This window comes from Haemophilus paraphrohaemolyticus, from assembly GCF_002015045.1.
Lineage (GTDB): Bacteria > Pseudomonadota > Gammaproteobacteria > Enterobacterales > Pasteurellaceae > Haemophilus_A > Haemophilus_A paraphrohaemolyticus.
The window spans coordinates 1-26484 of sequence record NZ_MUXX01000001.1 but is presented as its reverse complement, the minus strand read 5'-3'; the positions used below and the strand labels follow the sequence as shown (position 1 = coordinate 26484).

The window sequence follows — 26484 nt, the reverse complement described above, 5'->3', positions numbered from 1 at the left end:
AACGCCCCTTATGATCATATTTCAGATTTATTTTTTAATTAAGAAAGTGACTGCATCAACATAACGTTTGATGAAATCATTGGTTGAAGTTGAATCTGAGAAACCGCTTAAATTGATTTCATATTGCTCGTTTACAAAGAAAGCGGGTACGCCACGAATTTTAAACTCTTCTGCTGCTTGAACTTGTTTGTTTACCAAGCCATTTACCACGAAGCTGTTAATGCCGTTATCGAAATCTGCTGCACTCACGCCATTTGCCACGAATACCGCCTTGATGTCGTCCATTGACTTAAATGCATCTTTTTGAGCACCTTCAAATAATGCAGTTTTCACTTTATCTTCCACACCTTGAGCCATAGCAAATGCCCACGCACGCGTTAAGTTTTCAGATTGACGTCCTAAGAAATTGACGTGATATTGTACTAATTTTGTGCCTTCAGGCAGATTTGCTTTGATTTGTGCAGGGATTTTGTAATTCAATTCAAAATCGTAGCAGTGTGGGCAGTAGAATGAGAAAAATTCTAACACTTCTTTTTGTGCAGAAGGGGCTTGGCGAACGGTAGTGTACTCTTTGCCTTCAACAGGATTTGCTGCGAAAGCGGTTGAATTTACCGCGAAAAGTGCAGAAAGTGCAATGAATGTGGTCTTTAATAACATTTTTTTCATTTTGTGTTCCTTGTAAAAATAATGGTTTCCGTTCGACCACATTAGTCTTTTAAAATTCCGCGAGCACGTAATAATGCAGTTTTGAAATCATCTTCGTAATCTTTTTTTAATCCGGGGATGGGCTCGTGTTTATCAGCATTACGCATTTTTAATTGATAAATCAACACCTCATCGCGTAACGCTGGGTAGTTATCTGGCTCACCTACTTCTACCGAAAGCTGTTGTAAAATATCCATTAAGTGTAAATCTGGATTTTTACGCCAGTGCTCGCCTAATAGCTCTAATAACTCTTCTAAACGTTTGCATTTCATTGGAAAATCCTTAAAAAATCTTGTTGAAAATTGACTTGGATCATATACTTTTAGCACTCTTTTTGCAAAGAAAAGCCCTTATTTATGACAGAAAAAATTTCACCTCAAATTCACGCTGTAATTCTCGCAGGCGGTTTGGCTCGCCGAATGAATGGCGTAGAAAAAGGCTTACAAAAGCTACAACATCGCCCGCTTATCGCACATATTTTGGAACGTATTAGCCCGCAATTATCAGCAGTAAATGGCAAAGTTTATTTGAATATCAACCGCTCGGAGGCGGAATATCAGCAGCTTTTCCCTCACCTACCTTTTTATCAAGATGAAATCCCTGATTTCCAAGGTGCATTAAGTGGCATGCTTACAGGATTACGCAACATTGAAAGCGACTATTTGCTGTTCGTGCCATGCGACTCACCGTTCTTACCAAGCAATTTATTACAAAAACTGCTTACTGCATTACAAATCAACCAAGCAGAGATTGCTTACGCCCACGATGGCGAACGGCCGCACCCGACTTTTGCGTTAATTCATCGCAATGTCGCAAAAGCACTGAATGATTACCTGCAAATGGGCGAACGTCGCTTATACCAATTCTTCCAACAACAAAAAAGCGTTGCGGTAGATTTTTCCGAGCAGAAAGAAGCGTTTCGGAATTTTAATACCTTAGAAGAATTGGCAACAGCTGAAATGCCTCGTACCAAACCTGCTGTGCTTGCCATTACAGGCTACAGCGGCACGGGCAAAACCACGCTGTTGGAAAAACTAATTCCAAAATTGACCGCTTGCAACCTCAAAGTGGGTTTAATCAAGCATTCTCATCACAATATTGATGTGGATAAAAAAGGCAAAGATAGCCACCGTTTGCGTTTGGCTGGAGCGAATCCAACAGCGATTGCGTGCGATGAGCGTTGGGCATTGATGATAGAAACGCCCGAACAAGCGGTCAATTTTCAGCAAATTATTGCCAATTTCAAGGAGGTTGATTTGGTGCTGGTGGAAGGGTTTAAGCATGAAGCTTTGCCAAAAATCCAGCTTCATCGAAAAGGGATTGAAAAGCCATTGCCAGAGCTTGATAAATGGACGATTGCCACCGCCACCGATTACCCGATTGAACGGGAAAATCGATTGGATATCAATGATGTGGATGAAGTGGCAGAGTTTGTGAAAAGCTGGTTAAAATAAAAATATTTCCTCATTTTTCGAACGCGCTCGAAAAATCATTTTTGCCAATTTGGTAGAGTAAATAGCGGAGGATGTATGAATAGATTAGATTTCCGCTGTTTTCATTGTGATAAGCCGTTGGCGATAGTGCATCATGGCTTTTGTAGCCGATGCGTCAAGCTTTTAGCACGTTCGCCTTATTGCGGGCATTGTGGTGGCTTGTTGGCGGAAAATGCACTATCTTGCGGCGAATGTCTGCAAAATGAGCCAAAATGGCAGCGAATGGTGCAAATTTCTGTCTATAAAAAACCGCTTACAGATTGGATTCATCGCTTTAAATTTCATCAGCAATATTGGTTGGATCAACCGTTAGCAAGGCTGTTGTTATTAGCCGTAAAACAGGCTCAACGGGAGCATGGTTTGGCTCTCCCAGAGGCCATTTTGCCCGTGCCACTTTTTTGGCAGCGCCATTGGCGGCGAGGCTATAATCAATCGGAGTTGATTGCTCGGCATCTTTCTCAATGGTTGGATATTCCACTTGATACGCAAAGCCTTAGCCGTATTCGGCATACTGCTTCACAGCGTGAATTAACTGCACAAGAACGGCGTTTGAACCTGAAAAACGCCTTTTGTTTTAAGCCACAAGCGGGCACTTTTTACGAGCGAATTGCAATCGTGGATGATGTTGTGACCACAGGCTCAACGCTTAATGCGATTTGTCGCGAGGTTAAACGTACAGGCGTGAAAGAAGTCCAAGTTTGGACGTTGGCAAGAGCCTAGCTTTTCAACCTCTCAAAATAATCTACAATCGCTTCCACCGCTATTCTCACTTTTTCCGACTGCACCCGCTGAAGTGTCACTAAATACATCGGATTCTTCGGCAATTCCCATTCGGGCAGAAGTTGTACCAACGTGCCATCAGCAAGCTCTTTTTCTATCTCAAGGATAGGCTGAATGGAAATTCCTAAGCCTTGCAGCGTTAAGTCTCGGCTTGCCAAAAGTGTATTGGTTTTAATACGATAGTTAGGTTTAATATGAGCTTTGCCTAAAGGGCTAGAAAATTGTAAATAGTCGGGATCAAGCGAAGCAAAATAAATCCAATCCAATTGATACAGCTCATCAGGCGTTTACGGCAAAAAATGCTTTTTGAGGTAATCTTTATGTGCCACGATTGCCAATTTCACATCATAAATATGGCGAGCAATCATATTGTCTCCCAATGCACGCGTACCAATACGTAAAGCAATGTCTATTCTTTCTTCAATTAAATCGACAGCTTCATCTTTAAATGAAAGCTCCATATTGAAATCAGCATGTTCTTCCAGAATTAATTTTAAGGCTTGAATAAACGGAGAACGGGTTAAACCTGAAGGGCAAGAAATTCTGAGCGTACCTGTTGGAGAAGATCGCAACAGCTCGACGCTTTTCATCGCATTTTCAGCACTTTTCTGCATTTGGCTGGCATGTTGATAAAAGGCTTCACCTGCTTCTGTAAGCGATATTTTGCGGGTGGTGCGATTTAATAATTTAATTTTGAGTTGCTGTTCTAGCTTTTGGATCGACTGGGTAATTGCAGATGGGGTCATCGCCAACTTTTCTGCTGCAGCTTGCATTGAACCTTGTTCAATCACGGTCACAAAAACTGACATCGCTTTAAAATCATTCATCTTACGTATTTTATATTATTAAGCTGAGCTAAAAAGTTTATTTAGAAAAAGCGGAATGATCAAGCAGAAAGATTCAATTACAATGTACGCCATATTTTTATTACATTTCTTTAACTTTAGATAGGAAAAATGATGAATCAAGCATTTGAAAAATTCGAAAAACTTAGCCCAGTAGTATTTTTATTAGCACGAGTGGTTATCGGCTATATGTTCTTATTACACGGTACAGCGAAATTCTTTGAGTTTCCCTTCTCAATGACAGGAGGAAACGGTAGTGTTCCTCTGTTCTCAATGTATGGGTTAGGCGGTATCTTAGAAATCGGCGGCGGCTTATTATTAGCATTAGGCTTATTCACTCGCCCCATTTCATTCTTGTTAGCAGGTCAAATGGCATATGCATATTTCTTTATGCATATGACACCAGAAACGGTATTAGATCCGTTATCAAACAAAGGCGAAATAGCAATTATGTATTGTATGGCATTCTTACTTTTCTTAGTGAAAGGTGCAGGTTCTCTATCATTAGATGCAAAATTAGCGAATAAATAGACCGCTTGTAATAAACAGACGCTTCTGAAAGGGAGCGTTTTTTTATACGTTTCTTCGTTCTCAACTTCTCCTGTTTCCTCACAAGATGAGAGAGTAAAAAATAAACTCTTCCTTTCTTTATAATTTCATTAAAATTCCTCTTGTATTAAAGTGAATAAAAATGAAAAATAAATGCATAATTTTTCAATATTAAAATTTCTTTATAAGAAAGTGTTATTTGAAGGCAACCGTTTGCTTTGCTAGAATAGCTTAATTTTTCAACTCACAACAGTAGGAGTACACATTATGGCATTTAATCTCAAAAACAGACATTTACTCAGTTTAGTAAACCACACCGAACGTGAAATTAAGTATTTGTTAGATTTATCACGCGATTTAAAACGTGCGAAATATGCTGGCACAGAGCAGCCTCGTTTAAAAGGTAAAAATATTGCGTTAATTTTTGAGAAAACCTCCACCCGTACTCGCTGTGCATTTGAGGTGGCAGCTTACGATCAAGGTGCACACGTAACCTATATTGACCCAACCTCTTCACAAATTGGGCATAAAGAATCGATGAAAGATACCGCTCGCGTATTGGGTAGAATGTATGATGCGATTGAATATCGTGGCTTTAAACAATCAGTTGTCAATGAGTTAGCAGAATATGCGGGCGTACCAGTATTCAATGGCTTAACTGATGAATTCCACCCAACACAAATGCTTGCCGATGTGCTAACAATGATTGAAAACTGCGAAAAACCATTGAGCCAAATTAGCTACGTCTATATCGGTGATGCACGTAACAATGTGGGGAATTCACTCTTGTTAATTGGGGCGAAACTCGGGATGGATGTGCGTATCTGTGCACCAAAAGCATTGTTACCAGAAGATTCGCTGGTTGAAATGTGTCAAAAATTTGCGGCAGAATCGGGCGCTCGAATTACGGTAACCGACGATATTGATACAGCAGTGAAAGGTGTGGATTTCGTGCATACTGATGTGTGGGTTTCAATGGGTGAGCCGTTAGAAACGTGGGGAAAACGTATTGATATGTTGATGCCTTATCAAGTGACCCCTGAGTTGATGAAACGTACGGGCAACCCGAAAGTAAAATTTATGCACTGCTTGCCTGCGTTCCACAATAGCGAAACCAAAATTGGTAAGCAAATTGCAGAAAAATACCCCGCTTTGGCAAATGGTATTGAAGTAACAGAAGATGTGTTTGAATCACCAGCAAATGTGGCATTCGAACAAGCAGAAAACCGTATGCATACAATTAAAGCGGTGATGGTGGCGAGTTTGGCGTAAGGGGAAGAAAAATGAAAATCGTAGTAGCACTCGGTGGCAATGCATTATTAAAGCGTGGCGAGCCGATGACGGCACAAAACCAAGCGGCGAATATTCGCGTTGCAGCAGAACAGCTTGCTAAAATCAAACCTAATAATGAACTTGTAATTTCACATGGGAATGGTCCACAGGTCGGTTTACTTGCCTTACAACACGCAGCTTATCACGCTCAAGATGCGAAAATTGAACCGTATCCGTTAGATATTTTGGTTTCACAAACTGTGGGAATGATTGGTTATATGTTACAACAAGAATTAACCAACCTAATTCCTGAACACCCAACGCAAACCTTGGTGACTCAAGTGATTGTCGATAAACACGATCCTGCATTTGCTAAACCAAGTAAACCGATTGGCCAGGTGTATAGTCTAGCGGAAGCGGAAAAATTAGCCGCGGAAAAAAGCTGGACAGTGATGGCTGACGGACAATATTTCCGCCGTGCTGTACCAAGTCCGAAACCTGTCGGCGTTACTGGCATTGAAGCGGTGAAAGCATTACTTGCACAAGATCAAATCGTGATTTGTGGCGGAGGTGGTGGTGTGCCAAGTTTCCGCAATGAAAAAGGCGAATTACAAGGCGTGGAAGCGGTGGTAGATAAAGATTTAGCGACGGCGGTGATTTCAGAAAACTTGGATGCTGATTTATTTATTATTGCCACTGATGTGGATGCCGCTTGTGTTGATTTCCAAAAACCGACCCAACGCAAAATCGCTAAAGGCAGCCCAGAAGCACTCGAAGCCTTGGCTTCCGAGTTCGCCCCAGGTTCAATGGGACCAAAGGTACAGGCAGTAATCAACTTCGTTAAAGCGACAGGCAAAGATGCGGCGATTGGCTCACTTGCTCAAATTCAAGATATTGTAGCTGGCAAAGCGGGAACGCGCGTGACAAAGTGTGTTGAAGGCGTAGAGTTTTACTAATCGTTAAGCGTTCATAAAGCGGTTGAATTTATTGTAGATTTTGCAAAATTTACATAAAATTTAACCGCTTATTTTTTATAGAAAAAAGATTATGATTGAACATATTATCGAAACTGACTTCGACCGTCTATTCGAAATAGAACAGAAAGCACATCTTGTGCCGTGGTCAAAAGGCACGTTGTTGAATAACCAAGGTGAGCGTTATTTAAACCTAAAATTGCTTGAACAAGGCAAAATCGTCGGCTTTGCTATTTGCAATGTCGTGTTGGATGAAGCTACGCTATTTAATATTGCAGTCGATCCCGCAGAGCAAGGCAAAGGCTATGGCAAGGCGTTGTTGCAAGGTTTAATTACAGAACTAAGCCAGAAAGGCGTGCTAACGCTTTGGCTTGAGGTACGGGAATCCAACATTAAAGCTCAACAGCTTTATACCCAGCTAGGCTTTAACGAAGTCACCGTTCGCAAGCATTATTACCCTTTACCTGATGGAAAAAAAGAACATGCCATCGTAATGGCGTTGTATTTATAACTAATTTGGCGTATAACGTAAGAACAATTTTCTATTCAAGCAGTCGAAAAAGTAAAATATTTTACGAGTTGAGTAGTCAAATTATTTTCTTTTATCGAAGAAAATAAAGCATTATTTGATCTATATTCATAAAATCTAATCAAAAAATGGTATAATCAAGCCGTTTTTATATTTTAAAATTTGATTAAAAAGAGGAACTCACTATGTCAGTTATCAAAATGGCAGACCTTGATTTAGCAGGTAAACGCGTATTTATCCGTGCGGATTTAAACGTTCCAGTTAAAGAGGGCAAAGTTACTTCAGATGCACGTATTCGTGCAACTATCCCTACATTAAAATTAGCGTTAGAAAAAGGTGCTAAAGTGATGGTAACTTCACACTTAGGGCGTCCAACTGAAGGCGTGTTTGAAGAGAAAGATTCTCTACAACCTGTCGTTGATTACTTAAATGCATCAGATTTAGGTGTGCCAGTACGTTTAGTGCGCGACTACTTAGATGGCGTGGATGTAAAAGACGGCGAAATCGTTGTTTTAGAAAACGTACGCGTGAACAAAGGTGAGAAGAAAAACGAAGAAGAATTATCTAAAAAATACGCAGCACTTTGTGACGTATTTGTAATGGACGCATTCGGCTCGGCCCATCGTGCTCAAGCTTCAACTCACGGCGTAGCACAATTTGCACCGGTTGCTTGTGCAGGTCCATTATTAGCGGCTGAATTAGACGCATTAGGCAAAGCATTAAAAGAACCACAACGTCCAATGTTGGCAATTGTAGGTGGTTCAAAAGTTTCTACCAAATTAACTGTTTTAGACAGTTTATCAAAAGTCGCTGATCAACTTATTGTGGGTGGCGGTATCGCAAATACTTTCATTGCGGCTGAAGGTCACAATGTAGGTAAATCTTTATACGAAGCAGATTTAATCCCTGAAGCACAGAGCTTATCAAAAGCAACGAATATTCCAGTGCCAGTTGATGTGCGTGTAGGTACAGAATTCTCTGAAACTGCATTTGCAGTTGAAAAAGCGGTAAATGAAGTGGCTGAAAATGAGTCAATCTTCGACATCGGTGATAAATCAGCAGAAGAATTAGCAGCCATTATCCGCAGTGCGAAAACTATTCTTTGGAATGGTCCAGTGGGCGTATTTGAGTTCCCTAACTTCCGTAAAGGGACAGAAATTGTAGCTCAAGCAATCGTTGATGCAACTGCAAACGGTGCATTCTCTATCGCTGGTGGCGGTGACACTTTAGCAGCAATTGATATGTTCGGTATTGCAGATAAAATCTCTTACATCTCAACTGGTGGTGGTGCGTTTTTAGAATTCGTTGAAGGTAAAGTATTACCAGCGGTTGAAATTTTAGAACAACGTGCGAAAGGTTAATTTCTAATTTAATCTCCCTTCTTTGCTAAAGAGTGGGGATCAAAAATCAAATTTTTAACATTTAGAGGAAACAAAAAATGGGTTTATTAGATATTGTTAAACCAGGTGTGGTTACAGGTGATGATGTTCAAAAAATCTTTGCGTATGCAAAAGAACATAACTTTGCAATTCCAGCGGTAAACTGTGTAGGTTCTGACTCTGTCAATGCAGTATTAGAAACAGCTGCACGTGTTAAAGCACCAGTTATCGTACAGTTCTCAAACGGTGGTGCATCTTTCTATGCAGGTAAAGGTATCAAACCAACTTCAGGTGCACGTCCAGATGTTTTAGGTGCAATCGCAGGGGCTAAACACGTTCACGCTCTTGCACAAGAATACGGTGTACCCGTAATCCTTCACACTGACCACGCAGCGAAAAAATTATTACCCTGGATCGATGGTTTATTAGATGCAGGCGAAAAACACTTCGCAGAAACAGGTCGTCCATTATTCTCTTCACATATGATCGACTTATCTGAAGAGCCCATGGAAGAAAATATGGCTATCTGCCGTGAATACCTTGCTCGTATGGACAAAATGGGAATGACCCTTGAAATCGAAATCGGTATCACAGGTGGCGAAGAAGATGGCGTAGATAACTCAGATGTTGATGAATCACGTTTATACACTCAGCCAGCAGATGTTTTATACGTTTACGACCAATTAAACCCTGTAAGCCCACGTTTCACCGTTGCAGCAGCATTCGGCAACGTACACGGTGTTTATAAACCAGGTAACGTAAAATTAAAACCATCTATCTTAGGTGCTTCACAAGAGTTCGTTTCTAAAGAACGTAACTTACCTGCAAAATCAATCAACTTCGTATTCCACGGTGGTTCAGGTTCATCTCGCGAAGAAATCCGTGAAGCAATCAGCTACGGTGCAATCAAAATGAATATTGATACTGATACACAATGGGCATCTTGGGATGGTATCTTAAACTTCTACAAAGCGAACGAAGCATACCTACAAGGCCAATTAGGTAACCCAGAAGGTCCTGATTCGCCAAACAAAAAATACTACGATCCACGCGTTTGGTTACGTAAAATGGAAGAATCTATGTCTAAACGCTTAGAGCAATCTTTCGAAGACTTAAACTGCGTAAACGTATTATAATTTGTAAACTTTTCGCAAATTTAGACCGCTTGCAAAAGCGGTCTTTTTTATAGTTTTCGAAGCACCATTATTTTCTTTCGTAGGGGCATGTTGCACACGCCCGATTCTTCTTTCTAGAAAGAGTGCCCCTACGAATGTTTTTAATGAATGCAAATTTGATTATCAATTATGGCATTACTAGACATTCAAAACTTAAGCAAACGCTTTATCGAACGTAGCAGCCTGTTCCACAAGTACGATTTCTATGCGGTAAAAGATGCTTCCTTTACCCTAAATCGCCGTGAAACCCTTGCAATTATCGGTGAAAATGGTTCAGGAAAATCCACGCTTGCCAAAATGATCATTGGGCAGGTTGAGCCGACTTCTGGGCAAATCTTATTCCGAAATAAACCGCTTGCTTTTGGTGATTACGCTTTCCGAGCCCAACATATCCGAATGGTGTTTCAAGATCCGAATGATGCGTTTGATCCCAATCACAACATCGGACAGATTTTAGATGCCCCGCTTCGAATGGCAACTCAGCTATCTGAAGAGGCACGTAATGAACGCATTTTCCAAACGCTCAAATTAGTTGGGCTTTATAAAGATCACGTGCTAACCCCCATTTCACTGGCCTCCAACAGCCAAAAACAGCGTGTTGCCCTTGCACGAGCCCTTATTTTAGAACCAGAAATCCTAATTATTGATGACACCTCTAGCACTTTGGATTTCTCAGTCAAAACGCAAATGATCAACTTAATGCTTGAGCTTCAACAACGTCTCGCCCTTTCATTTATCTACATTGGGCAGCATCTCGGCTTGATCAAACACGTCAGCGACAAATTACTCGTGATGCACGAAGGTGAGATTTTAGAATATGGCACAACCAAAGAGGTATTGTTACATCCACAGCACGCGATTACCGAACGCCTTATTGAAAGCCATTTTGGCAAGAAATTAACGATAGAAGCTTGGGCGGAGTAATCTTAAGATTTTGATATACTTAACGACCTTTGCCAAAAGATAACTGGATAAAGAATAGAATGTTTGATTCAAAAAATCTCCTTATCATCGACAACCACGACTCTTTTACTTTCAACCTCGTCGATCTACTTCGCCCCCTTTGTCGTGAACTCAATATTCCGATGCAAATTGTGTTTAGTGAGGAATTGGATTTGGATGAAGTAGACAATTTTAGCCATATTCTGATTTCGCCAGGACCTGATGTGCCGCGGGCTTATCCAAATAATTTTGCGATGTTAGAACGTTATTCTCAGCGTAAATCTATTTTAGGTGTTTGCTTAGGGCATCAAACCATTGCGGAATTTTTTGGTGGCGAGCTATATAATCTTGCTGAGGTTCGGCATGGGCAACAACGCCCATTAAGCCAGCTTGAAGAGAATCCGCTGTTTGATAGTTTGCCTGAAAGTTTTAATATTGGGCTTTATCATTCGTGGGCAATTTCGCAAAGCTCCCTTGAAAAAACACCGCTTGTGGCAACTTCAGTTTGCGATCAAACGGTGTTAATGGCATTCAAACACGCAACTCTGCCAATTTACGGGGTGCAGTTCCACCCCGAATCTTTTATTACCGAGTATGGCAAGGAAATGCTACGTAACTGGCTTATGCGTTAATGCTTAGATATTATTTTAGGTGCTATTTGTGGTACTAAGAAAAAGGTTGGTACGACAGTTATTGCCATCAAAATAAACATATAGCTTGGATTGTATTGATAAAGCAAGCCTGAAATAAAAGTGAAAATGGCAACAATGGCGCAGTTTGATAAGCCAAAATAGAGCCCTTGCAGTTTGGCGATTTTCTCGACTTCTTGGCTTGAAATATAGCGGATCATCGCAAAGTGGGTCATCGCGAAGCTAAATGAGTGCAAACATTGCTCAAAAATAAACAGCGTCGGATCGCTAATGTTTGCCAGTAAAATCCAACGAGAAATGGTGACTGTTGCGGCAATCATCATCAAATAGTGAATTTTAACCTTGCCTAAAAAACGTTTAGCAAGGAAGAACATACAGATTTCAGCTACAACTGCAATGCCCCAAAGCAGGCTGATCATCTCTGTTGAAATACCAAGTGATGACCAATAGAGCGTGCTGTAAGTGTAGTAGGCAGCGTGCGATCCCAGAATGAGCGAAACGGTAATCAGCATTCGGCAAGCGGTAGGTTCTTTGAAAATTTCCCAAGAGCTTGGCGAATTTGTTACGTGATGTTCACTGTTTTGTTGTAACGCAATCAAAGGCTTGAGTGATTGTCCAAAGGCGAGCAATAACATAAAGCCAGCGAAAATGAAAAGCACCGAGCTTTCACCTAAAAAGCCGACCAAATAGCCGCAACTCAACGAGCCCACCACAAAGGCGACTGAGCCAAATAAACGTGATTTGCCATAATCTAATCCAACCTGTTGCTGCCAGATGGAAGCAATGCTATCTGCAATCGGAATCGCCCCCGCATTGAAAGCGTGAAAAATCATTAACAACGGGAAGAGTAGCCAAATATTATCCGCAAAGAGAAAAATGAACGGAATAACGGCTAAATTTAGCCAAGTTAAGCCACGAGCGGTTGGAATGAGATGATCGACGTGTTTTACCCGTTGTGAGGCGAGCACACCACCTAAAAAGCGAAAAATATACCCCACGGAGGCGATTAAACCGATCATTTCCGCGCTATATCCGTAATGTTTGAGCCAAACAGGCAAAAATGGCAACATCACGCCATAAGCACAGAAATAGCCAAAAAAGTTGAAAGATGCCCAGTTAAACGGAGAAAGTTTCATCATAATGATTGCTCCATTTCGGTAGCACGTGAAATAGCTGCTTGCATTGCTTGCTCAATGGTTTCAGCCAAATGTTGTTGTTCGAAAACGTCTAATGCTTTTTCGGTTGTGCCGCCCTTTGAAGTCACGTTTTCACGCAATTGTGAAAGCGGAATATCGGGATTAGCTTGCACCAATTTTGCGGCACCAAGTGCGGCTTGTTGCACCAAAAAACGAGCATCTTGAGCAGAAAACCCCATTTTTTCTGCAGAGTGTTGCATTGCTTCCATAAAGCGGAAAAAGTACGCAGGACTAGAACCTGTAAGCGCAATAATCTGATTGATTTTATGCTCTTCATCCACCCAATAACATTGCCCAACGGCAGACATTAACTGCTCCGCCAATTTGCAAGCGGTCTGATTAACCGACGATTTTGCAAATAAGCCTGTTAGACCTTCGCCAATTAATGCAGGCGTATTTGGCATGGTGCGAACGATGTTTTTAGCGGTCGATAAAAGCTGTTCAAGGCGAGCAATAGAAATGCCAGCAGCCACTGAAATCACGGTCTTTTGTGAGAAATCAATATCCACAAATTCAGTGCAAACTTCCGCCATCATTTGTGGTTTTACGGCTAAGATCAGGACTTCAGCCAACTCAACGGCTTCACGATTGGTAAATTGTGTCGCAATACCCATCTCTTGTAATTCATTGCGACGCGTTTTATTGCTCTTGTTGCAAGCGATGATTTGGCTCGCGGGATAACCGCTTTTTAATAAGCCTTGAATGATTGCCCAAGCCATATTGCCTGTGCCAATGAAGGTAAGTTTTGGGTGTTGCATAATCAACTCGCACGAATATTGTCAGGCATTGGATCTTCAATCGGGCGAATGTCGATTTCTGGATTTTCAGGATCCACCTTATCTTCTGATTTTTGCTCTAGTTTTGGCTCGTCTTGTTGGGCTTTACGGGCATCTTGAGCAGGTTGCTTTTCTGCTTCTTCAGTTGCGACTTCTGCTACATTTTCAACCGCTTGTACGGTTTTTGTTTCTGGCGTTGATTCGACTTTTACAGGCTCAACAATGGCTTTATCAGGCACGCCAACCACGGGTTGTTTGTGCATTTTTACTTTTTCGTTTACATTTTCTGGCTCAAGATCGACCGCTTGTTCCGTTGTAGCGGTTTTATCTGAAAGCTCAGGACTTGGTTTGCTGTTTTTTTCTTCTAGTAAGGGTGAAACAACATTGATTTCATCCGAATCTTCGGGATCGTACTCAGCAATATGGATATTTTGTGAACCATTGGTTTTCTTCACAATTAATTTATGGCTTAGATCTACTTTCGGATCAAGCCAAATGGCCAAAATAGCATCATTAGTCGCTTTGTCAAATTCTCCCGCAATTACTTGATTATTCACAATAAAATAACCACGATCAGCCAATGCAACATAATAAAGTATATCGCCTGGTTTTAAATCGGGCAATGTTTTACGCAAGCGGTCGATTATCGCTTCTTGGTTGGAAAGTTTGATCTCTAAACGTGCCCAAGAACGTGCGATAGAAATAGCAAAATCGCGTCCATCCACAGGCTTATCATATTTTAGGCTCAACATAAGCGGACGAATATTGGGTTGATATTTGCCCGTTTCCGTGAAAAGAGAGATGTTGTAAATTTTAAAAGGACCCCACGTGTAATCTAAATCATTGATTTTCTTCCAATCAGACAGAGCATTGCCACTTAATAGGGTAAATAACAAAGTAAAGAGAGCTTTGTAGCGCATTCTTATTGCCTCTTGAATAGTTGAGTTTGCATTATACCGTTAAATTTTCGGCTTGTCGTAGTAGAAGTAGGTAAAAATTTTGTGATCTAGTTCAAATTTTTGTGATATTTCACTACCAAGTTAAGCCAAAAGGAGTAGGATGAAATTGAATCTATTAATAACCTAATTTAAGGAGTTTACTATGTTTCCTGAATATCGTGATTTGATTACTAAATTGAAAAATGAAGATGCCCATTTCGCTCGTTTATTTGATAAACATAATGAAATCGACCAAAAAATTAAAAACCAAGAAGCGAATATTGAACTCGCCACTCAACAGGAAGTTGAAACGCTTAAAAAAGAAAAATTGAAAATTAAAGATGAGCTTTATGCAATTTTGAGACAATATTCTGCGAAATAGGTTGTTAATTGAACGTTGAAAGGGTTGAATATCAAATATTCAGCCCTTTAATTTTTGATGATAACTTTGTTTTTATACTTTCAAATCGAAATATTTTATGACTAGAACGAAATAAAATTTGACCATTTAAGTAAAAGAAATGAACTTTTTGTTAGAAACATATACTAAGTGTGAGCAATTGATGCAAAATTAACTTTATGGAGTTCTTATGAAAAAATCATTATTAGCCCTTGTTTTAGGTTCAGCATTAGCGTTAACTGCTTGTGATCAAGCTCAAAAAACAGCTGAAAAAGCTCAAGCAGCCGCGACAGAAGTGAAACAAACTGCAACAGAAAAAGCAACTGAAGTTAAAGAGACTGTAGTTCAAAAAGCAGCAGAAGTAAAAGACGCAACAGCAGCTAAAGTTGAAGAAACCAAAGCTGTAGTAGCAGATAAAGCAGAAGAAGTAAAACAAGCTGCAGATGCAATGGCAGATAAAGCGACTGAAAAAACATCCGAAATGATGAACAAAGTTGGCGAAAAAGTAGATGCCGTAAAAGAAGCAGTTGAGTCTAAATAATTTTTTGCTAATTCAGTTAAAACAGAACCTCAAGTTATTTAGCTTGAGGTTTTATTTTATCTGCTATCTATCAATCTTGGGTTGTTTTCTCTCTATTTTTTGATTATACTTTTACCACCTCAACGGTAATTCATTCATATATCGCAAGTTTGTGTATAGGATGTGAACAAATCCAATTGTTTTTCTCAATTCAATTCTATTTTTCATTATATACCTTCGCTTGCAAATCATTAACTCTCTTAAGGATTTAAGGACAATGTTAGAGATTTGGCAACAATTCAAACAAGATTATCTAATTAAATATTGGAACCCTGTGGCAGCGGTGATCGCAGCGGGTTTACTTTCAGCTTACTATTTCGGCGTAACGGGTACTTATTGGGCGGTTACGGGCGAATTTACTCGCTGGGGCGGTCACGCGTTACAAGCCCTTGGTGTGGATGTAAGCGAATGGAGCTATTATAAAATCATCGGGATGCAAGGTACAATTTTCACCCGTATTGATGGCGTGATGATTCTAGGAATGTTCGCTGGCTGTATTTCTGCAGCACTTTGGGCGAACAATGTGAAATGGCGTAACCAGCCACACAAACGTCGTATTGCTCAAGCCTTAATTGGCGGTGCATTGGCTGGCTTCGGAGCACGCTTGGCGATGGGCTGTAACTTGGCCTCACTTTTCACCGGGATTCCACAATTCTCCGTTCATGCGTGGTTCTTTACTATTGCCACTGCAATCGGGACTTACTTTGGGGTAAAAGTCACTCTACTTCCAATGTTTCGCGTAAAATTGCAGCTCAAAAAAGGGGCAGCAAAAATCCAAGAAACCGATCCGAAACAAGCCACACGCCGCTTCCGCATTGGGATGGTAATCTTTTTGGCATATTTGACCGCTTCCCTCTATGTGATGCAATCGTCTATCAAACTTGGTTTTGCAATGTTTTGCGGATTGGTTTTTGGTTTATTGATTGAGCGTGCGCAAATCTGCTTTACCTCCGCATTCCGCGATTTATGGGTAACAGGGCGCGCTTATATGGCAAAAGCGATTATCTTCGGCATTATTGTGGGCACTATAGGCGTGTTTTCTTACGTTCAATTAGGCGTTTCTCCTAAAATTATGTGGGCAGGCCCAAATGCGATTATCGGCGGTTTATTATTCGGTTTTGGTATCGTATTAGCAGGTGGCTGCGAAACAGGTTGGATGTATCGTTCTATGGAAGGGCAAGTACACTTTATGTGGGTTGGTGTGGGTAACGTTATCGGCTCAACCTACCTTGCTTACGTATGGGACGATATCGCACCAGCACTCGCCTTAGATTACGACAAACTTAACTTACTCAAAGAGTTTGGTCCTGTTGGCGGCTTGCTCGTTAACTATGGCTTATTAATCGCTTGCTTGGTTGCTGTCGTTTGGTGGGAAAAACGTTTCCTTGCCAAAGCTAAAGCGAAAGTAGCTGCAGCTTCTTGCGGATGTAACTAATCAATATCATACACAATCTCAAATATCAGGAGAACATTATGGCATTTACTGTTGTGCAAAAATTGGATAAAGATCCGAAAGACATCACCCCAGATTACACGCTGGATACTTTAGGCGAACCTTGCCCATACCCCGCTATCGTAATGCTTGAAACGATGCCAGAATTGAAAAAAGGCGAGATTTTAGAGCTATTAAGCGACTGTGCTCAATCGATTAACAACATTCCAGTGGACACCAAAAACCATGGTTATACGTTGTTAAGCGTTGAGCAAGATGGTACGAAGTTGCGTTATTTGATTCAGCGATAATGACATAAAAGGCGAGCTTTGGATTTGCCAAAGCTCACCTTATTTTTAAACTAAAATTATCGCTCGTAATCCTATTCTTTCCCCGTTTTCCATCACATTTTCCAACCGCACTTTCAATCCGTGCAATTCTGCAATGCGCATTACAATCGAAAGCCCTAAGCCACTGCCTTTTTCATTTTGTCCTGCGGGGCGGTAGAAACGTTGCCCGAGTTTTTTCAAATCGTCAGGCTCAACGCCGCCACCGTTGTCTTCCACGATAATTTGGCAAGCGGTCATTTTTACTGAGATTTTTGCACCTTCAGGGCAATATTTGATGGCGTTATCGATCAGATTTCTGAGCATTAAGGAAATTAAAATCGGCTGCCCTTGTTTTTCTTTCAGCTCAGCTTCTTTTTCAAAAGCCAACGTTATTTGCCGTTTTTCTGCCAAAAAATAGCGTTCGGCAATCAGCGATTGGATAATACCTTTCCAATCAAGCGGTTGAATTTCTTCCAATTCTTGCAAATTATCAAGCTTGGAAAGCATCAACAGGTGCTCGATAAGCTGTGATGCACGGTCAATCCCTTGGGTTAAATGGCAAAGAGCTTGCTCGCGAAGCTGAGCATTATCACCTGCTAGCTGTGCCACTTCGGTTTGAATACGAAGAGCGGCTAAGGGGCTACGCAATTCGTGGGCGGCATCAGACGTAAAACGGCGCTCGCGTTGCAACATTGCCGAAGTGCGGTCAAAAAATTGGTTTAAATTTTGTACCAGTGGCAGAATTTCCAGAGGCAAAGATTGTGTATTGAGCAGTGAAACATCGCCCGATTTTCTGCCCTGCACTTCTTGGCTTAAGCGTTTAATTGGCTGCAACTCTTTGTGAATAAGCCACGCAAGTACAATAATTAAAATCGGCAGGCTGGTAAACCAGATCCACATCTGCCCGAAAATCATTTCGTTAATCAGCTCTTCGCGATATTCCAGCTCTTGCCCAACGGCGATAATCAGATCGCCATTTGCCACAGGCTGCCAGAAAATCCGCCATTCATCGTCATCATTAAGCATATAGCCTTTGGCGAAGCCGATTTCGTTATCGAACACAAAATTATCGCCATTACGTCCATCGGTCAGAAGCCGCTTGCCTTGTTTGGAAAAAATCGCAAAGGCAAGGGCATCATCATCATAATTTTTCTTAAATGAATGCGTTTGGATTTTGTTTATATCTTCGGCGTGCTCAAGCAGAATATGGCTTAAATCGGAGTTGGCAAGACGCTCGGCAAACAGAATTTGTTGGGCATCAAATACGTCATTTACTTCATTACGCACTTGCCACCAAGCGACAGCGGTGGAAACAAGCCAGACAAAAAGTGCGGTAAAAGAAAGAACGTAAATTAAGCGAAGGGTTAGGCGTTTGTTTTGCATTTTATTTTCCATTTTTGACCGCTTGCGGTTGCTATGCTTGTCCTAACGCATACCCGACTCCGTGTACGGTGCGGATAAACTGCTTACCAAGCTTTTGGCGAAGATTGTAAATATGCACATCTAAGGCACTGCTGCTGATTTCTTCATCCCAAGACGAGAGTTTTTCTTCAATCGCAGCACGTGAGAGCACGCGATCTTTATTGAGCATAAAAAGCTCCAGTAATTTATATTCTCGCGTGGTGAGTGAAATTACCTGATCGTTAAGCGAAACCGCTCGTTGATTGGGATCGAGCTTCACGCCTGCGTGTTCAATCACAGGGTTGTGATGCCCATAACGGCGACGAATTAACGCCTGCAAACGTGCTGCTACTTCCGCTAATGCAAAAGGTTTGCAGAGATAATCATCCGCCCCGTGTTGCAAGCCTTTTACGCGTTCATCTAAAGTGTCGCGAGCGGTTAAAATTAGCACGGGCACATCTTGATTGTTCACTCTCCATTGTTGAAGTACGTCTAAGCCATCTAATTTGGGCAAGGTAAGATCGAGCACCACGGCATCGTAAGGCGCAGAAGTCAGCGCATCCAGCCCAGTTTTGCCATCAGTAAACCAATCCACCGCAAAACTGAGTTGGGTTAAGCCAATCTGTAAACCATTGCCGATCAGGCTATCGTCTTCAATTAGTAAAATTCTCATAGAAATTGACCGCTCTTTTATAGTTAAAAAAACAAAAACAGCGAGCTGAGCTCGCTATTTTTTGAGTAAATTATTTTGCTTTTTCAACACGATAAACTTCAAGTTCAGCTTTCTCGAAAGCTTCGTTGTCTAATTTACCGCTAATACGGATTTTATCGTTCGGACCTACATTTAAGCCATTCCAAGCACGGCGTTTAATTTCCACTTTAATTTGTGCTGTTCCGTCAGTAAATACGAACTCATCGTCATCGATTTGTTGTGTGATGTTACCCACTAAGGTAATCATTGAGTTATCAGCAGCTTGTAATGCTTGTTTTACGCTAATTGCTGATTGAGTACCTGATTGGAAGCCTCCATTTGGTGTCGTGTTACCATTAAAGCCAGCAAAAGCTGAAGTGGTAGATAAAGCTAAAATAGTTGCTAAGGCGAATTTTTTCATAATGTTTTCCTTTGTTTAGCCACCTATAGACGGTGGCATGTTTGGTTTAGTGATTAAAAATATAAGTGGTTATATAAAATTAGTTTGCTTTTTCGATGCGTAACACTTCAAGTTCTGCTCTATCAAACATCTCGTTATCTAGTTTACCAAAAATGCGAATTTTATCATTCGGACCTACGTTTAAACCGTTCCACACCTGACGTTCGATTTCAACTTTGATTTGACCAGTACCATCAGTAAACCAGAACTCATCATCATCGATTTGTTGTGTAATGTTACCCACTAAGGTAATCATTGAATTATCAGCTGCAGACATAGCTTGTTTTACGCTGATTGCTGCAGGTGCCGCTTGTTGGAAGCCGCCTTGAGTGTTATTACTGTTAAATCCTGCGATTGCAGAAGTAGTTGCTAAAGCGAAGATAGTTGCTAATGCGAATTTTTTCATAACGTTTTCCTTTTTAAGTTGTTTTCTCAAGCAGTATTGCTTTGATGTGTGTATTAAACCAAATAAATCTTAAGCAAAAGTTAAGAAGCTGTTAATTTTTTAAATTTTTTACCAAACTACGTTTTATTACTATCTTGGACAAGAAGAAGTAGATTTACACCAACACGCATTTAAATGATCATCGACTAATCCCATGGATTGCATAAAAGCATAGCAGATGGTTTCTCCTACAAACACAAAGCTTTTTTTCTTAAGTGCTTTTGACATTGCAAATGATGTTGCGGTTTTAGCGGGAATGCTCGCTGAATTTGGCACATCGTTAATTTGCGGTTTTCCATCTACAAATGACCAGATAAATTGGCCGAAATCTTCTCCGCTCGCTTCCATCTCAATATAAGCTTGAGCATTTTTTACAATTGCTTCAAGCTTTTTACGATGGCGGATTAAACCGCTATTTTCCATTAATTTATCAATATCTACTGCTTGCATCTGAGCGATTTTATGCGGATCGAAGTTGAAAAAGGCTTGGCGATAATTTTCCCGCTTCTTTAATACAGTGATCCACGAAAGTCCTGCTTGTTGCCCTTCTAGGCAAAGCTTTTCAAATAGCTTTTGGCTGTCAAATTCAGGTTTCCCCCATTCGGTATCGTGGTAGTGAGTGTAAATTTCGCTACTATCAACCCAATCACAACGAATTACTTGAGAATGATCCATTTTTTACCTTTTATCCTTTAAGTAAAGTGTTGATAAAAATTGACCGCTTGAGCAAGCGGTCATATTCATAAAATTTTTTGTTACTGTCTTGGCAAATAACGTGTTGGGTCGATAGACTTCCCTTTGTAACGAATTTCAAAGTGAAGTTTGTTTGAGCTTGTGCCTGTGCTCCCCATTGTTGCGATTTTTTGACCTGCTTTCACATTATCTTGCTCATCCACCAAGATGCGGTCGTTGTGAGCATATGCACTTAAGAAGTCATCATTATGTTTGATGATAATTAAGTTACCGTAACCTTCCAATGCGTTACCTGCATAAACGACTTTACCATCCGCTGCTGAGCGAACATCCTGCCCTTTTTGCCCTGCAATATCGATCCCTTTATTACCACCTTCAGAGTTTGAAAAGCCTTGAACAATACGCCCTGTAGTTGGTGAAACCCATCTAATTGATGATGCTGGTGCTGCCACCGCGTTTTGTGTGTTTACGGTAGTTGCTCTAACTTGCGGCTGAGCTTGTTGTTCAACTGTTGCTGTTGTTGCTACAACAGTAGGAGCAGAGCTAGTAACATTTCCTTCAGAAGCTTGAATAGTCGGTTTTACAGCTGTATTTGCAGAGCCTACACCTGCTTTTACAGGTCCTGTAATTTCACCTTCAGAGGAATAAACTGTGCCATTCGCCCCTTGTTGGTAGGTCACTTTTGGTTGAACTGGCACGGTTACGGTTTCTTCAACAGTCACCGTTTCCGTACTTGCTTTACCTGTTTTGAGTTTTTGCCCAACGGTTAATTGATATGGCTCACTCATATTGTTAAGTGTCGCGATCTCTTTAACATCTTTACCGACTACATAAGCAATTAAGAACATGGTATCACCTTTGCGAACGGTATAAGTTGAGCCGTCATAAAAGCCTTTTTGGATCTGGCTGTAAATGGGAGCATTGTTCGCATCGCGTGGAATCTCAAAGTTTTGATCGACTTTTTTCTCAACCGTTTTGGTTTTTTTTACCACTTTTGTGGTTGTTTTTGGTTGCTCAGGCTGTGCTGTAATAACAGGGTTTTGCACTGCTGCTGGTTGATAGCTTGGTGTCGAAACCGTCGGGGTACTCATTGTGCTTGGCATATTCACAGGTTGAATATCTGCCGCTTGCCAACCCATATTATTACTTGCACCAGTACCAGCTACAGGTTGCATTACCCCTGGCGAAAGCTCACTGCTGCCAGAAGCATTGACTACTGGGGCTGGAGAATTAGACGAACAAGCGATCAATATGCTTGCGGTAAGTGGCAAAAGTAAAAAACGTTTTTTCATTATCAATCCTTTTTCTTTATTCTTATTTATGTTTATTTTGTTGTCGCTTTCATCGCATCAGGCATCGGCGCTGTTTGAAAATCGCCCCAGCTAAAGCTGCCGTTCGTTGCGCCTGAGCCATCCACAGGCTGCATTAAACCTGGTGATAATTCATTCGGATCAGCCACTTTTTCCGCACTGCAAGCGGTTAAGAATGCACAAGAAAGTGCAAATAACATCACTTTTTTCATCATAAAATCCTATTAACGTACTCGTAGCGTTTGACCCACTTTTAATTTCGTCGCCGTACTAATGTTGTTTAATGCGGCAACCTCAGCTGGGGTTTTACCTGCAAGGAAAGAAACGAAATAGAGCGTATCTTGCGAGCCAACGGTAATGGTGCTATCCGTGTAGCAGCCTTTGGTCATTTGAGCATAAATCGGTGTGCCTGCTGCATCGCGAACCACTTGACAGTTGCCGATGTTGTCTGATGAACCGTAACTTGCGTTATTGTTATAGCTTGGCGCTGTTGCTACAGGTTTTGTCGTTACAGGTGCTGGTGTGTAGCTTGGTTGTGAAATCGGTTGGTTCATTCCGTTTGGCATTGAAGTTGGTTGAATATCTGCAGGTTGCCAAGTGCCACCATTTGGCAGGGTATCTGATGAACTTTCGCTAACTTCTGCTGAATTGTTGGAAGTACAAGCCGTTAATGCAAATGCCGCTACAAGCGGTAATAAAAGGAATGATTTTTTCATATTGGAATCCTGTTTTATTTAGTTAACTGATAAATAGTATAAGCGACTACAGCCAAGGCAATTGTACCCCAGCCAATCAATTCGATCGAACGACGGATTTTATCCGCATATTTTTCACCGCCCCACGCGGAGAGCTTCGCCACCAAAATAAAGCGAGCAAAGCGGGAAAAAGCGGCAGTAATCATAAACGGGAAGAACGCCATTTGCATTACCCCCGCACAAATCGTGAAGACTTTATACGGAATGGGCGAGAAACCTGCCAAGAAAACCACTGCTACGCCCCAAACTTCAAACCACGCCTTCGCTTGGTCAAAACTGGCTTGCATTCCCCAATCTGTGATTAACGATTGCACCCACTCGAACGCATAAAATCCAATAAAGTAGCCAATAATTCCGCCAAGCACGGAGGCTACGGTGGTGTAAACCGCGTATTTAAATGCATTTTGCGGTTTTGCCATTGACATGGGAATTAACATCACATCGGGCGGAATTGGGAAGAAAATCGCTTCAATAAAGCTCACGAAGCTGAGCCAATAAGCCGCGTAAGTGTGCTTCGACCACGCCATCGTTTTGTCGTAGATTGTACCAAATAATTGCATAAAATTTGTTAGCCTTTAAAAGATTTGTTAGAGAATTTTTTGTAAATCAGTCAGTGAATGATGTGCGGTCATATCCACTTGTAGTGGAGTAATCGACACGCAATCTTGATTGATGGCATAAAAATCCGTGCCTTCGCTCTCATCAACGGCGGTACCATTTGCACCAAGCCAGTAAATTGTGCTGCCACGCGGATCTTCTGTTTTCACAATTTCCGCTGCTTGTGAACGCTTTCCTTGGCGGGTAATCATTGTACCTTTAAGTGCCTCATACGGTAGATCAGGTACGTTGATATTTAAAATTTCACGGTGCGTAATTATCTCTGGTTTGAGTTTCGGTAAAAGTGCTAACACCACATGCGAAGCGGTTTCAAAATGGTTTGAGCCGAACAGATGTCCGTGATGTTTATCCGCTCCTTTTTTACCCACAAGCGAGACCGCCAAGCAAGGAAGAGGCAGATGACGCCCCTCTAACGCAGCTGCCACTGTACCCGAATAGATAATATCATCGCCTAAATTCGCCCCGTGATTTATGCCCGAAATGACCAAGTCAAAATCGTTGGGTAACAATCCATTTAAGGCTAAATGCACGCAATCCGCAGGCGTGCCCGAAGTTACTGCATAGTTAAATTCGTCAAATTTTTGTACACGCAACGGCTCCGTGAGCGTTAAGCAGCTAGAAGCCGCTGAACGGTTGCGATCTGGGGCAATAATGGTGACGCGATGACCCGCTTCACGCAACATTCGTGCGAGAGTTTGAATGCCCTCTGCGTGAAAGCCATCATCGTTGCTCATTAAAATATTCATAATGTCCTTATTCTTCCTCGTTTAATGTAATAAGCTCACGTACCAATCCCGTTGCGTAACTGCCTGAATTTAAAAAGAATGTTAAACGTAATCCTTCAGGTTCAAACTGCCAACGGAGATCTTGCGGTTTACACAACATCGCACGGCGAGCGGCATTCATACGCTCTTTTTTCATCAAGCTGATTAAATTTTTGTGCTGTGCAACGATCGCTTTTTCACACTCATTGCCATTTTGTTCGAGCGAATTTTCGCCAATCAGTGGTGCGGTGAGTAAGACATCCTTTTCATCTAAACGTTGCTGTGATCGCATTAAATCTTCCGCTTTCACTTCAAAAAAGCTGTTTGAGCCAGCCAATTGCAGATAATCGCCTAATAACACTGTTTGCATTTGCTGATCGGCAATCCGTTGCGAAACCACTAAATTAAACACTTCCGAACGAGCGGCGGAAAGGTAAAAACTGCGTTTTTTGCGATCTTTTACTGAAATTTCACCGCTTGCCCAGCGTTGTGCTTGGGTTAAATTGTGTCCATCACGCCCAAAACGCTGTTCGGTAAAATAATTAGGGAAACCGATCTCTTGTAATTGATTCAAGCGTTGTTTGAGTTCATCGGTTTCTTCTACATCGCGTAGTAAAAGCTCGAAATAGTTGCCTTTCAATGCACCTGTGCGGATTTTACGGTTATGACGAGTCACTTCTAAAATCTCTACTCCTTCACATTCAAAGGCAGAAAAATCAGGCGTTTCTTTGCCTGCTAAATGGAGGCAAAACCATTGTTCTGTCACGGCGTGGCGATCTTTCAAGCCCGCATAGCTCATATTTTTGGCGGAAATGCCTACAAATTTTGCCAACTGTTCACCTACAAAAAGGGTATTGGCATTGGTTTTACGTACTTTCACAGCCACAAATTCGCCTTCGCCTGCGAGTGGATAGCCAAGTTCTTCTCGCACGATAAAATCTGCAAATTCAGCTTTTAATCTGCCTGTTTGTTGTGGTGTGCCTAATAGATAATTGAGTTTCATTTTTTGTCTATAGGATGGGATTTATCCCACCATTTAATGATATTAAGGTTTAACGGTGGGATAAATCCCACCCTACATTTTATATGATGTAAAACAGCCGTTTGCATTGCTACAAGCGGCTGTTTTTCTTAGATTTTTTGCAATTACACGTTAAAGCGGAAGTGCATCACATCGCCATCTTGCACGATGTAATCTTTCCCTTCTAAACGCCATTTACCCGCATCTTTCGCACCATTTTCGCCTTTGAATTGAATGAAATCATCGTAAGCAATCACTTCCGCACGAATAAAGCCTTTTTCGAAATCGGTGTGAATAACAGCAGCCGCTTTAGGGGCTGTTGCTCCACCAGAAACCGTCCATGCACGCACTTCTTTCACGCCTGCGGTGAAGTAAGTTTGCAGATTTAACAACGCATAGCCTGCATGGATGACACGGTTCAAACCAGGTTCTTCAATACCTAAGTCTTGCAGGAATTCGGTTTTTTCATCGTCGTCTAATTCTGCAATTTCCGCTTCAATCGCTGCACACACAGGCACAACCACCGACCCCTCTTTTGCCGCAAATTCACGCACTTTGTCTAAGTATGGATTATTTTCAAAACCATCTTCGTTCACGTTGGCGATGTACATTGTTGGTTTTAAGGTTAAGAAATTGTAGCCTTTGATTGCCAACAATTCGTCTTTGTCTAAATCGACTGAGCGAATCATTCCTGCGTTTTCAAGCACCGGTAAGATTTTTTCCATTACAGAAAGCTCGAATTTCGCTTCTTTATCACCACCTTTTGCACGTTTTTGTAAACGTTGGATTGCACGTTCGCAGCTATCTAAATCGGCTAACGCTAATTCGGTGTTGATGGTTTCGATGTCATCAAGCGGGTCAATTTTGCCTGCAACGTGCACGATGTCATCGTTCTCGAAACAACGCACCACGTGGCCAATTGCATCCGTTTCACGAATGTTTGCCAAGAATTTGTTACCCAAGCCCTCGCCTTTGCTCGCACCTGCTACTAAGCCTGCGATGTCCACAAATTCCATTGTGGTAGGTAATACGCGTTCAGGTTTGACGATTTCTGCTAATGCATCTAAACGTGGATCAGGCATTGGCACCACGCCTGTATTGGGTTCAATGGTACAGAACGGATAGTTTGCCGCTTCAATACCTGCTTTGGTTAATGCATTAAAAAGAGTTGATTTACCAACGTTTGGTAAACCCACGATACCACATTTAAATCCCATTTTTTGTTCCTTATAAGTATACTTCCCTCTTACAGTTCCCCTCTTTAGCAAAGAGGGGTAGGGGAGATTTGGCAGAAGTAATTTCAACCTCGTGAGAAATTCAATATCGTTATCAAATCTCCCTCCTTCCCTCTTTTCTAAAGAGGGGGGTACAACCTGATAACA

Annotated in this window: 31 protein-coding genes and 1 pseudogene; 14 read left to right on the top strand and 18 right to left on the bottom strand. The window is 41.4% G+C overall.

Annotated elements, in window-relative coordinates; translation table 11 throughout:
- Positions 1–27: 27 nt before the first annotated feature.
- A complete protein-coding gene (dsbA, locus tag B0184_RS00160) occupies positions 28–666 on the bottom strand; it encodes a thiol:disulfide interchange protein DsbA (RefSeq protein WP_005708294.1) in 639 nt (212 codons plus the stop codon).
- Positions 667–707: 41 nt separating this feature from the next.
- Positions 708–977 (bottom strand): YihD family protein, encoded by a 270-nt coding sequence (locus tag B0184_RS00155; protein ID WP_005708312.1) that lies wholly within the window; start codon positions 975–977, stop codon positions 708–710.
- A gap of 84 nt (positions 978–1061) precedes the next feature.
- Between B0184_RS00155 and mobA the strand changes: the two genes are divergently transcribed.
- Together mobA and B0184_RS00145 are read left to right on the top strand one after the other, a co-directional pair.
- Entirely contained in the window at positions 1062–2159 is a 1098-nt protein-coding gene (gene mobA, locus B0184_RS00150) for a molybdenum cofactor guanylyltransferase MobA (protein ID WP_005708280.1), read from the top strand.
- 75 nt (positions 2160–2234) lie between these two features.
- The gene (locus tag B0184_RS00145; RefSeq protein ID WP_039851153.1) at positions 2235–2918 is read left to right on the top strand and encodes a DNA utilization protein GntX; all 684 of its coding nucleotides are present in this window, start codon (positions 2235–2237) and stop codon (positions 2916–2918) included.
- Here the strand turns inward: B0184_RS00145 and B0184_RS00140 are convergent.
- A pseudogene (locus B0184_RS00140) lies at positions 2915–3787 on the bottom strand (LysR family transcriptional regulator). The gene B0184_RS00145 and the pseudogene B0184_RS00140 overlap by 4 nt on opposite strands.
- 150 nt (positions 3788–3937) lie before the next feature.
- Between B0184_RS00140 and B0184_RS00135 the strand changes: the two are divergent.
- From B0184_RS00135 to B0184_RS00100, 8 genes are all read left to right on the top strand, one after another.
- A complete protein-coding gene (locus tag B0184_RS00135) occupies positions 3938–4354 on the top strand; it encodes a DoxX family protein (protein ID WP_005708288.1) in 417 nt (138 codons plus the stop codon).
- A 285-nt stretch (positions 4355–4639) separates the two neighbouring features.
- Entirely contained in the window at positions 4640–5644 is a 1005-nt protein-coding gene (locus B0184_RS00130; protein ID WP_005708293.1) for an ornithine carbamoyltransferase, read from the top strand.
- 11 nt (positions 5645–5655) lie between these two features.
- Positions 5656–6600 (top strand): carbamate kinase, encoded by a 945-nt coding sequence (gene arcC / locus B0184_RS00125; protein WP_005708317.1) that lies wholly within the window; start codon positions 5656–5658, stop codon positions 6598–6600.
- Positions 6601–6691: 91 nt separating this feature from the next.
- Positions 6692–7129, top strand: coding sequence for a ribosomal protein S18-alanine N-acetyltransferase (gene rimI / locus B0184_RS00120; RefSeq protein ID WP_005708284.1), 438 nt, complete (start codon positions 6692–6694; stop codon positions 7127–7129).
- A gap of 203 nt (positions 7130–7332) precedes the next feature.
- Positions 7333–8508 carry a phosphoglycerate kinase gene (pgk, locus tag B0184_RS00115; protein ID WP_005708302.1) on the top strand — a complete coding sequence of 392 codons (1176 nt, stop codon included), beginning with the start codon at positions 7333–7335 and terminating at the stop codon, positions 8506–8508.
- Between the two features lie 77 nt (positions 8509–8585).
- Entirely contained in the window at positions 8586–9662 is a 1077-nt protein-coding gene (gene fbaA / locus B0184_RS00110) for a class II fructose-bisphosphate aldolase (protein WP_005708298.1), read from the top strand.
- Between the two features lie 168 nt (positions 9663–9830).
- The gene (locus tag B0184_RS00105; protein WP_005708315.1) at positions 9831–10625 is read left to right on the top strand and encodes a peptide ABC transporter ATP-binding protein; all 795 of its coding nucleotides are present in this window, start codon (positions 9831–9833) and stop codon (positions 10623–10625) included.
- A gap of 59 nt (positions 10626–10684) precedes the next feature.
- A complete protein-coding gene (locus tag B0184_RS00100) occupies positions 10685–11275 on the top strand; it encodes an anthranilate synthase component II (protein WP_005708281.1) in 591 nt (196 codons plus the stop codon).
- Here B0184_RS00100 and B0184_RS00095 read toward each other — a convergent pair.
- The 3 genes from B0184_RS00095 to B0184_RS00085 are packed head-to-tail and all read right to left on the bottom strand — an operon-like array spanning position 11272 to position 14185.
- The gene (locus tag B0184_RS00095; protein WP_005708305.1) at positions 11272–12432 is read right to left on the bottom strand and encodes a 3-phenylpropionate MFS transporter; all 1161 of its coding nucleotides are present in this window, start codon (positions 12430–12432) and stop codon (positions 11272–11274) included. The genes B0184_RS00100 and B0184_RS00095 overlap by 4 nt on opposite strands.
- Positions 12429–13247, bottom strand: a complete 819-nt coding sequence (gene proC / locus B0184_RS00090) for a pyrroline-5-carboxylate reductase (protein ID WP_005708285.1) — start codon at positions 13245–13247, stop codon at positions 12429–12431. The genes B0184_RS00095 and proC overlap by 4 nt, the downstream gene beginning before the upstream one ends.
- Before the next feature lie 2 nt (positions 13248–13249).
- Positions 13250–14185, bottom strand: coding sequence for a hypothetical protein (locus B0184_RS00085; protein ID WP_005708318.1), 936 nt, complete (start codon positions 14183–14185; stop codon positions 13250–13252).
- A gap of 181 nt (positions 14186–14366) precedes the next feature.
- On the opposite strand from B0184_RS00085, the gene B0184_RS00080 reads away from it, so the two are divergent.
- The 4 genes from B0184_RS00080 to yedF all read left to right on the top strand — a co-directional run bounded on the left by B0184_RS00080 (position 14367) and on the right by yedF (position 16926).
- Complete coding sequence (locus tag B0184_RS00080) at positions 14367–14585, top strand: HP1242/YdcH family protein (RefSeq protein ID WP_005708313.1); 219 nt, start codon at positions 14367–14369, stop codon at positions 14583–14585.
- A gap of 208 nt (positions 14586–14793) precedes the next feature.
- Entirely contained in the window at positions 14794–15144 is a 351-nt protein-coding gene (locus B0184_RS00075) for a hypothetical protein (protein ID WP_005708287.1), read from the top strand.
- Between the two features lie 256 nt (positions 15145–15400).
- A complete protein-coding gene (yedE, locus tag B0184_RS00070; protein WP_005708300.1) occupies positions 15401–16618 on the top strand; it encodes a selenium metabolism membrane protein YedE/FdhT in 1218 nt (405 codons plus the stop codon).
- 38 nt (positions 16619–16656) lie between these two features.
- Positions 16657–16926 (top strand): sulfurtransferase-like selenium metabolism protein YedF, encoded by a 270-nt coding sequence (gene yedF, locus B0184_RS00065; protein WP_005708306.1) that lies wholly within the window; start codon positions 16657–16659, stop codon positions 16924–16926.
- A gap of 45 nt (positions 16927–16971) precedes the next feature.
- Here the strand turns inward: yedF and qseC are convergent, their stop codons facing one another.
- The 12 genes from qseC to ychF form a co-directional block, all read right to left on the bottom strand.
- Positions 16972–18327, bottom strand: a complete 1356-nt coding sequence (gene qseC, locus B0184_RS00060) for a quorum sensing histidine kinase QseC (RefSeq protein WP_039851162.1) — start codon at positions 18325–18327, stop codon at positions 16972–16974.
- A 31-nt stretch (positions 18328–18358) separates the two neighbouring features.
- A complete protein-coding gene (locus B0184_RS00055) occupies positions 18359–19018 on the bottom strand; it encodes a response regulator (RefSeq protein WP_005708295.1) in 660 nt (219 codons plus the stop codon).
- Positions 19019–19088: 70 nt separating this feature from the next.
- Complete coding sequence (locus B0184_RS00050; protein WP_005708319.1) at positions 19089–19457, bottom strand: YgiW/YdeI family stress tolerance OB fold protein; 369 nt, start codon at positions 19455–19457, stop codon at positions 19089–19091.
- 79 nt (positions 19458–19536) lie between these two features.
- On the bottom strand, positions 19537–19902 hold the full coding sequence (locus B0184_RS00045; RefSeq protein ID WP_005708314.1) for a YgiW/YdeI family stress tolerance OB fold protein: 366 nt from the start codon (positions 19900–19902) through the stop codon (positions 19537–19539).
- Between the two features lie 129 nt (positions 19903–20031).
- The gene (locus B0184_RS00040; protein WP_005708311.1) at positions 20032–20616 is read right to left on the bottom strand and encodes a DNA-3-methyladenine glycosylase I; all 585 of its coding nucleotides are present in this window, start codon (positions 20614–20616) and stop codon (positions 20032–20034) included.
- 80 nt (positions 20617–20696) lie between these two features.
- Positions 20697–21926, bottom strand: a complete 1230-nt coding sequence (gene nlpD / locus B0184_RS00035; RefSeq protein WP_005708301.1) for a murein hydrolase activator NlpD — start codon at positions 21924–21926, stop codon at positions 20697–20699.
- A 32-nt stretch (positions 21927–21958) separates the two neighbouring features.
- Positions 21959–22156, bottom strand: coding sequence for a hypothetical protein (locus B0184_RS00030; RefSeq protein WP_039851155.1), 198 nt, complete (start codon positions 22154–22156; stop codon positions 21959–21961).
- A gap of 12 nt (positions 22157–22168) precedes the next feature.
- Positions 22169–22660 (bottom strand): LysM peptidoglycan-binding domain-containing protein, encoded by a 492-nt coding sequence (locus B0184_RS00025; protein WP_005708283.1) that lies wholly within the window; start codon positions 22658–22660, stop codon positions 22169–22171.
- A 14-nt stretch (positions 22661–22674) separates the two neighbouring features.
- Complete coding sequence (locus B0184_RS00020; RefSeq protein WP_005708303.1) at positions 22675–23259, bottom strand: YqaA family protein; 585 nt, start codon at positions 23257–23259, stop codon at positions 22675–22677.
- A gap of 27 nt (positions 23260–23286) precedes the next feature.
- On the bottom strand, positions 23287–24063 hold the full coding sequence (gene surE, locus B0184_RS00015; protein WP_005708289.1) for a 5'/3'-nucleotidase SurE: 777 nt from the start codon (positions 24061–24063) through the stop codon (positions 23287–23289).
- A gap of 7 nt (positions 24064–24070) precedes the next feature.
- A complete protein-coding gene (truD, locus tag B0184_RS00010; RefSeq protein ID WP_005708282.1) occupies positions 24071–25084 on the bottom strand; it encodes a tRNA pseudouridine(13) synthase TruD in 1014 nt (337 codons plus the stop codon).
- Positions 25085–25227: 143 nt separating this feature from the next.
- The gene (ychF, locus tag B0184_RS00005) at positions 25228–26319 is read right to left on the bottom strand and encodes a redox-regulated ATPase YchF (protein WP_005708304.1); all 1092 of its coding nucleotides are present in this window, start codon (positions 26317–26319) and stop codon (positions 25228–25230) included.
- Between the last annotated feature and the right edge of the window lie 165 nt (positions 26320–26484).

What these genes read in the sequence shown, in the direction of transcription:
- dsbA (WP_005708294.1), bottom strand. Translation starts at nt 666, where the DNA reads ATGAAAAAAATGTTATTAAAGACCACATTCATTGCACTTTCTGCACTT.
- B0184_RS00155 (WP_005708312.1), bottom strand. Translation starts at nt 977, where the DNA reads ATGAAATGCAAACGTTTAGAAGAGTTATTAGAGCTATTAGGCGAGCAC.
- mobA (WP_005708280.1), top strand. Translation starts at nt 1,062, where the DNA reads ATGACAGAAAAAATTTCACCTCAAATTCACGCTGTAATTCTCGCAGGC.
- B0184_RS00145 (WP_039851153.1), top strand. Translation starts at nt 2,235, where the DNA reads ATGAATAGATTAGATTTCCGCTGTTTTCATTGTGATAAGCCGTTGGCG.
- B0184_RS00135 (WP_005708288.1), top strand. Translation starts at nt 3,938, where the DNA reads ATGAATCAAGCATTTGAAAAATTCGAAAAACTTAGCCCAGTAGTATTT.
- B0184_RS00130 (WP_005708293.1), top strand. Translation starts at nt 4,640, where the DNA reads ATGGCATTTAATCTCAAAAACAGACATTTACTCAGTTTAGTAAACCAC.
- arcC (WP_005708317.1), top strand. Translation starts at nt 5,656, where the DNA reads ATGAAAATCGTAGTAGCACTCGGTGGCAATGCATTATTAAAGCGTGGC.
- rimI (WP_005708284.1), top strand. Translation starts at nt 6,692, where the DNA reads ATGATTGAACATATTATCGAAACTGACTTCGACCGTCTATTCGAAATA.
- pgk (WP_005708302.1), top strand. Translation starts at nt 7,333, where the DNA reads ATGTCAGTTATCAAAATGGCAGACCTTGATTTAGCAGGTAAACGCGTA.
- fbaA (WP_005708298.1), top strand. Translation starts at nt 8,586, where the DNA reads ATGGGTTTATTAGATATTGTTAAACCAGGTGTGGTTACAGGTGATGAT.
- B0184_RS00105 (WP_005708315.1), top strand. Translation starts at nt 9,831, where the DNA reads ATGGCATTACTAGACATTCAAAACTTAAGCAAACGCTTTATCGAACGT.
- B0184_RS00100 (WP_005708281.1), top strand. Translation starts at nt 10,685, where the DNA reads ATGTTTGATTCAAAAAATCTCCTTATCATCGACAACCACGACTCTTTT.
- B0184_RS00095 (WP_005708305.1), bottom strand. Translation starts at nt 12,432, where the DNA reads ATGATGAAACTTTCTCCGTTTAACTGGGCATCTTTCAACTTTTTTGGC.
- proC (WP_005708285.1), bottom strand. Translation starts at nt 13,247, where the DNA reads ATGCAACACCCAAAACTTACCTTCATTGGCACAGGCAATATGGCTTGG.
- B0184_RS00085 (WP_005708318.1), bottom strand. Translation starts at nt 14,185, where the DNA reads ATGCGCTACAAAGCTCTCTTTACTTTGTTATTTACCCTATTAAGTGGC.
- B0184_RS00080 (WP_005708313.1), top strand. Translation starts at nt 14,367, where the DNA reads ATGTTTCCTGAATATCGTGATTTGATTACTAAATTGAAAAATGAAGAT.
- B0184_RS00075 (WP_005708287.1), top strand. Translation starts at nt 14,794, where the DNA reads ATGAAAAAATCATTATTAGCCCTTGTTTTAGGTTCAGCATTAGCGTTA.
- yedE (WP_005708300.1), top strand. Translation starts at nt 15,401, where the DNA reads ATGTTAGAGATTTGGCAACAATTCAAACAAGATTATCTAATTAAATAT.
- yedF (WP_005708306.1), top strand. Translation starts at nt 16,657, where the DNA reads ATGGCATTTACTGTTGTGCAAAAATTGGATAAAGATCCGAAAGACATC.
- qseC (WP_039851162.1), bottom strand. Translation starts at nt 18,327, where the DNA reads ATGCAAAACAAACGCCTAACCCTTCGCTTAATTTACGTTCTTTCTTTT.
- B0184_RS00055 (WP_005708295.1), bottom strand. Translation starts at nt 19,018, where the DNA reads ATGAGAATTTTACTAATTGAAGACGATAGCCTGATCGGCAATGGTTTA.
- B0184_RS00050 (WP_005708319.1), bottom strand. Translation starts at nt 19,457, where the DNA reads ATGAAAAAATTCGCCTTAGCAACTATTTTAGCTTTATCTACCACTTCA.
- B0184_RS00045 (WP_005708314.1), bottom strand. Translation starts at nt 19,902, where the DNA reads ATGAAAAAATTCGCATTAGCAACTATCTTCGCTTTAGCAACTACTTCT.
- B0184_RS00040 (WP_005708311.1), bottom strand. Translation starts at nt 20,616, where the DNA reads ATGGATCATTCTCAAGTAATTCGTTGTGATTGGGTTGATAGTAGCGAA.
- nlpD (WP_005708301.1), bottom strand. Translation starts at nt 21,926, where the DNA reads ATGAAAAAACGTTTTTTACTTTTGCCACTTACCGCAAGCATATTGATC.
- B0184_RS00030 (WP_039851155.1), bottom strand. Translation starts at nt 22,156, where the DNA reads ATGAAAAAAGTGATGTTATTTGCACTTTCTTGTGCATTCTTAACCGCT.
- B0184_RS00025 (WP_005708283.1), bottom strand. Translation starts at nt 22,660, where the DNA reads ATGAAAAAATCATTCCTTTTATTACCGCTTGTAGCGGCATTTGCATTA.
- B0184_RS00020 (WP_005708303.1), bottom strand. Translation starts at nt 23,259, where the DNA reads ATGCAATTATTTGGTACAATCTACGACAAAACGATGGCGTGGTCGAAG.
- surE (WP_005708289.1), bottom strand. Translation starts at nt 24,063, where the DNA reads ATGAATATTTTAATGAGCAACGATGATGGCTTTCACGCAGAGGGCATT.
- truD (WP_005708282.1), bottom strand. Translation starts at nt 25,084, where the DNA reads ATGAAACTCAATTATCTATTAGGCACACCACAACAAACAGGCAGATTA.
- ychF (WP_005708304.1), bottom strand. Translation starts at nt 26,319, where the DNA reads ATGGGATTTAAATGTGGTATCGTGGGTTTACCAAACGTTGGTAAATCA.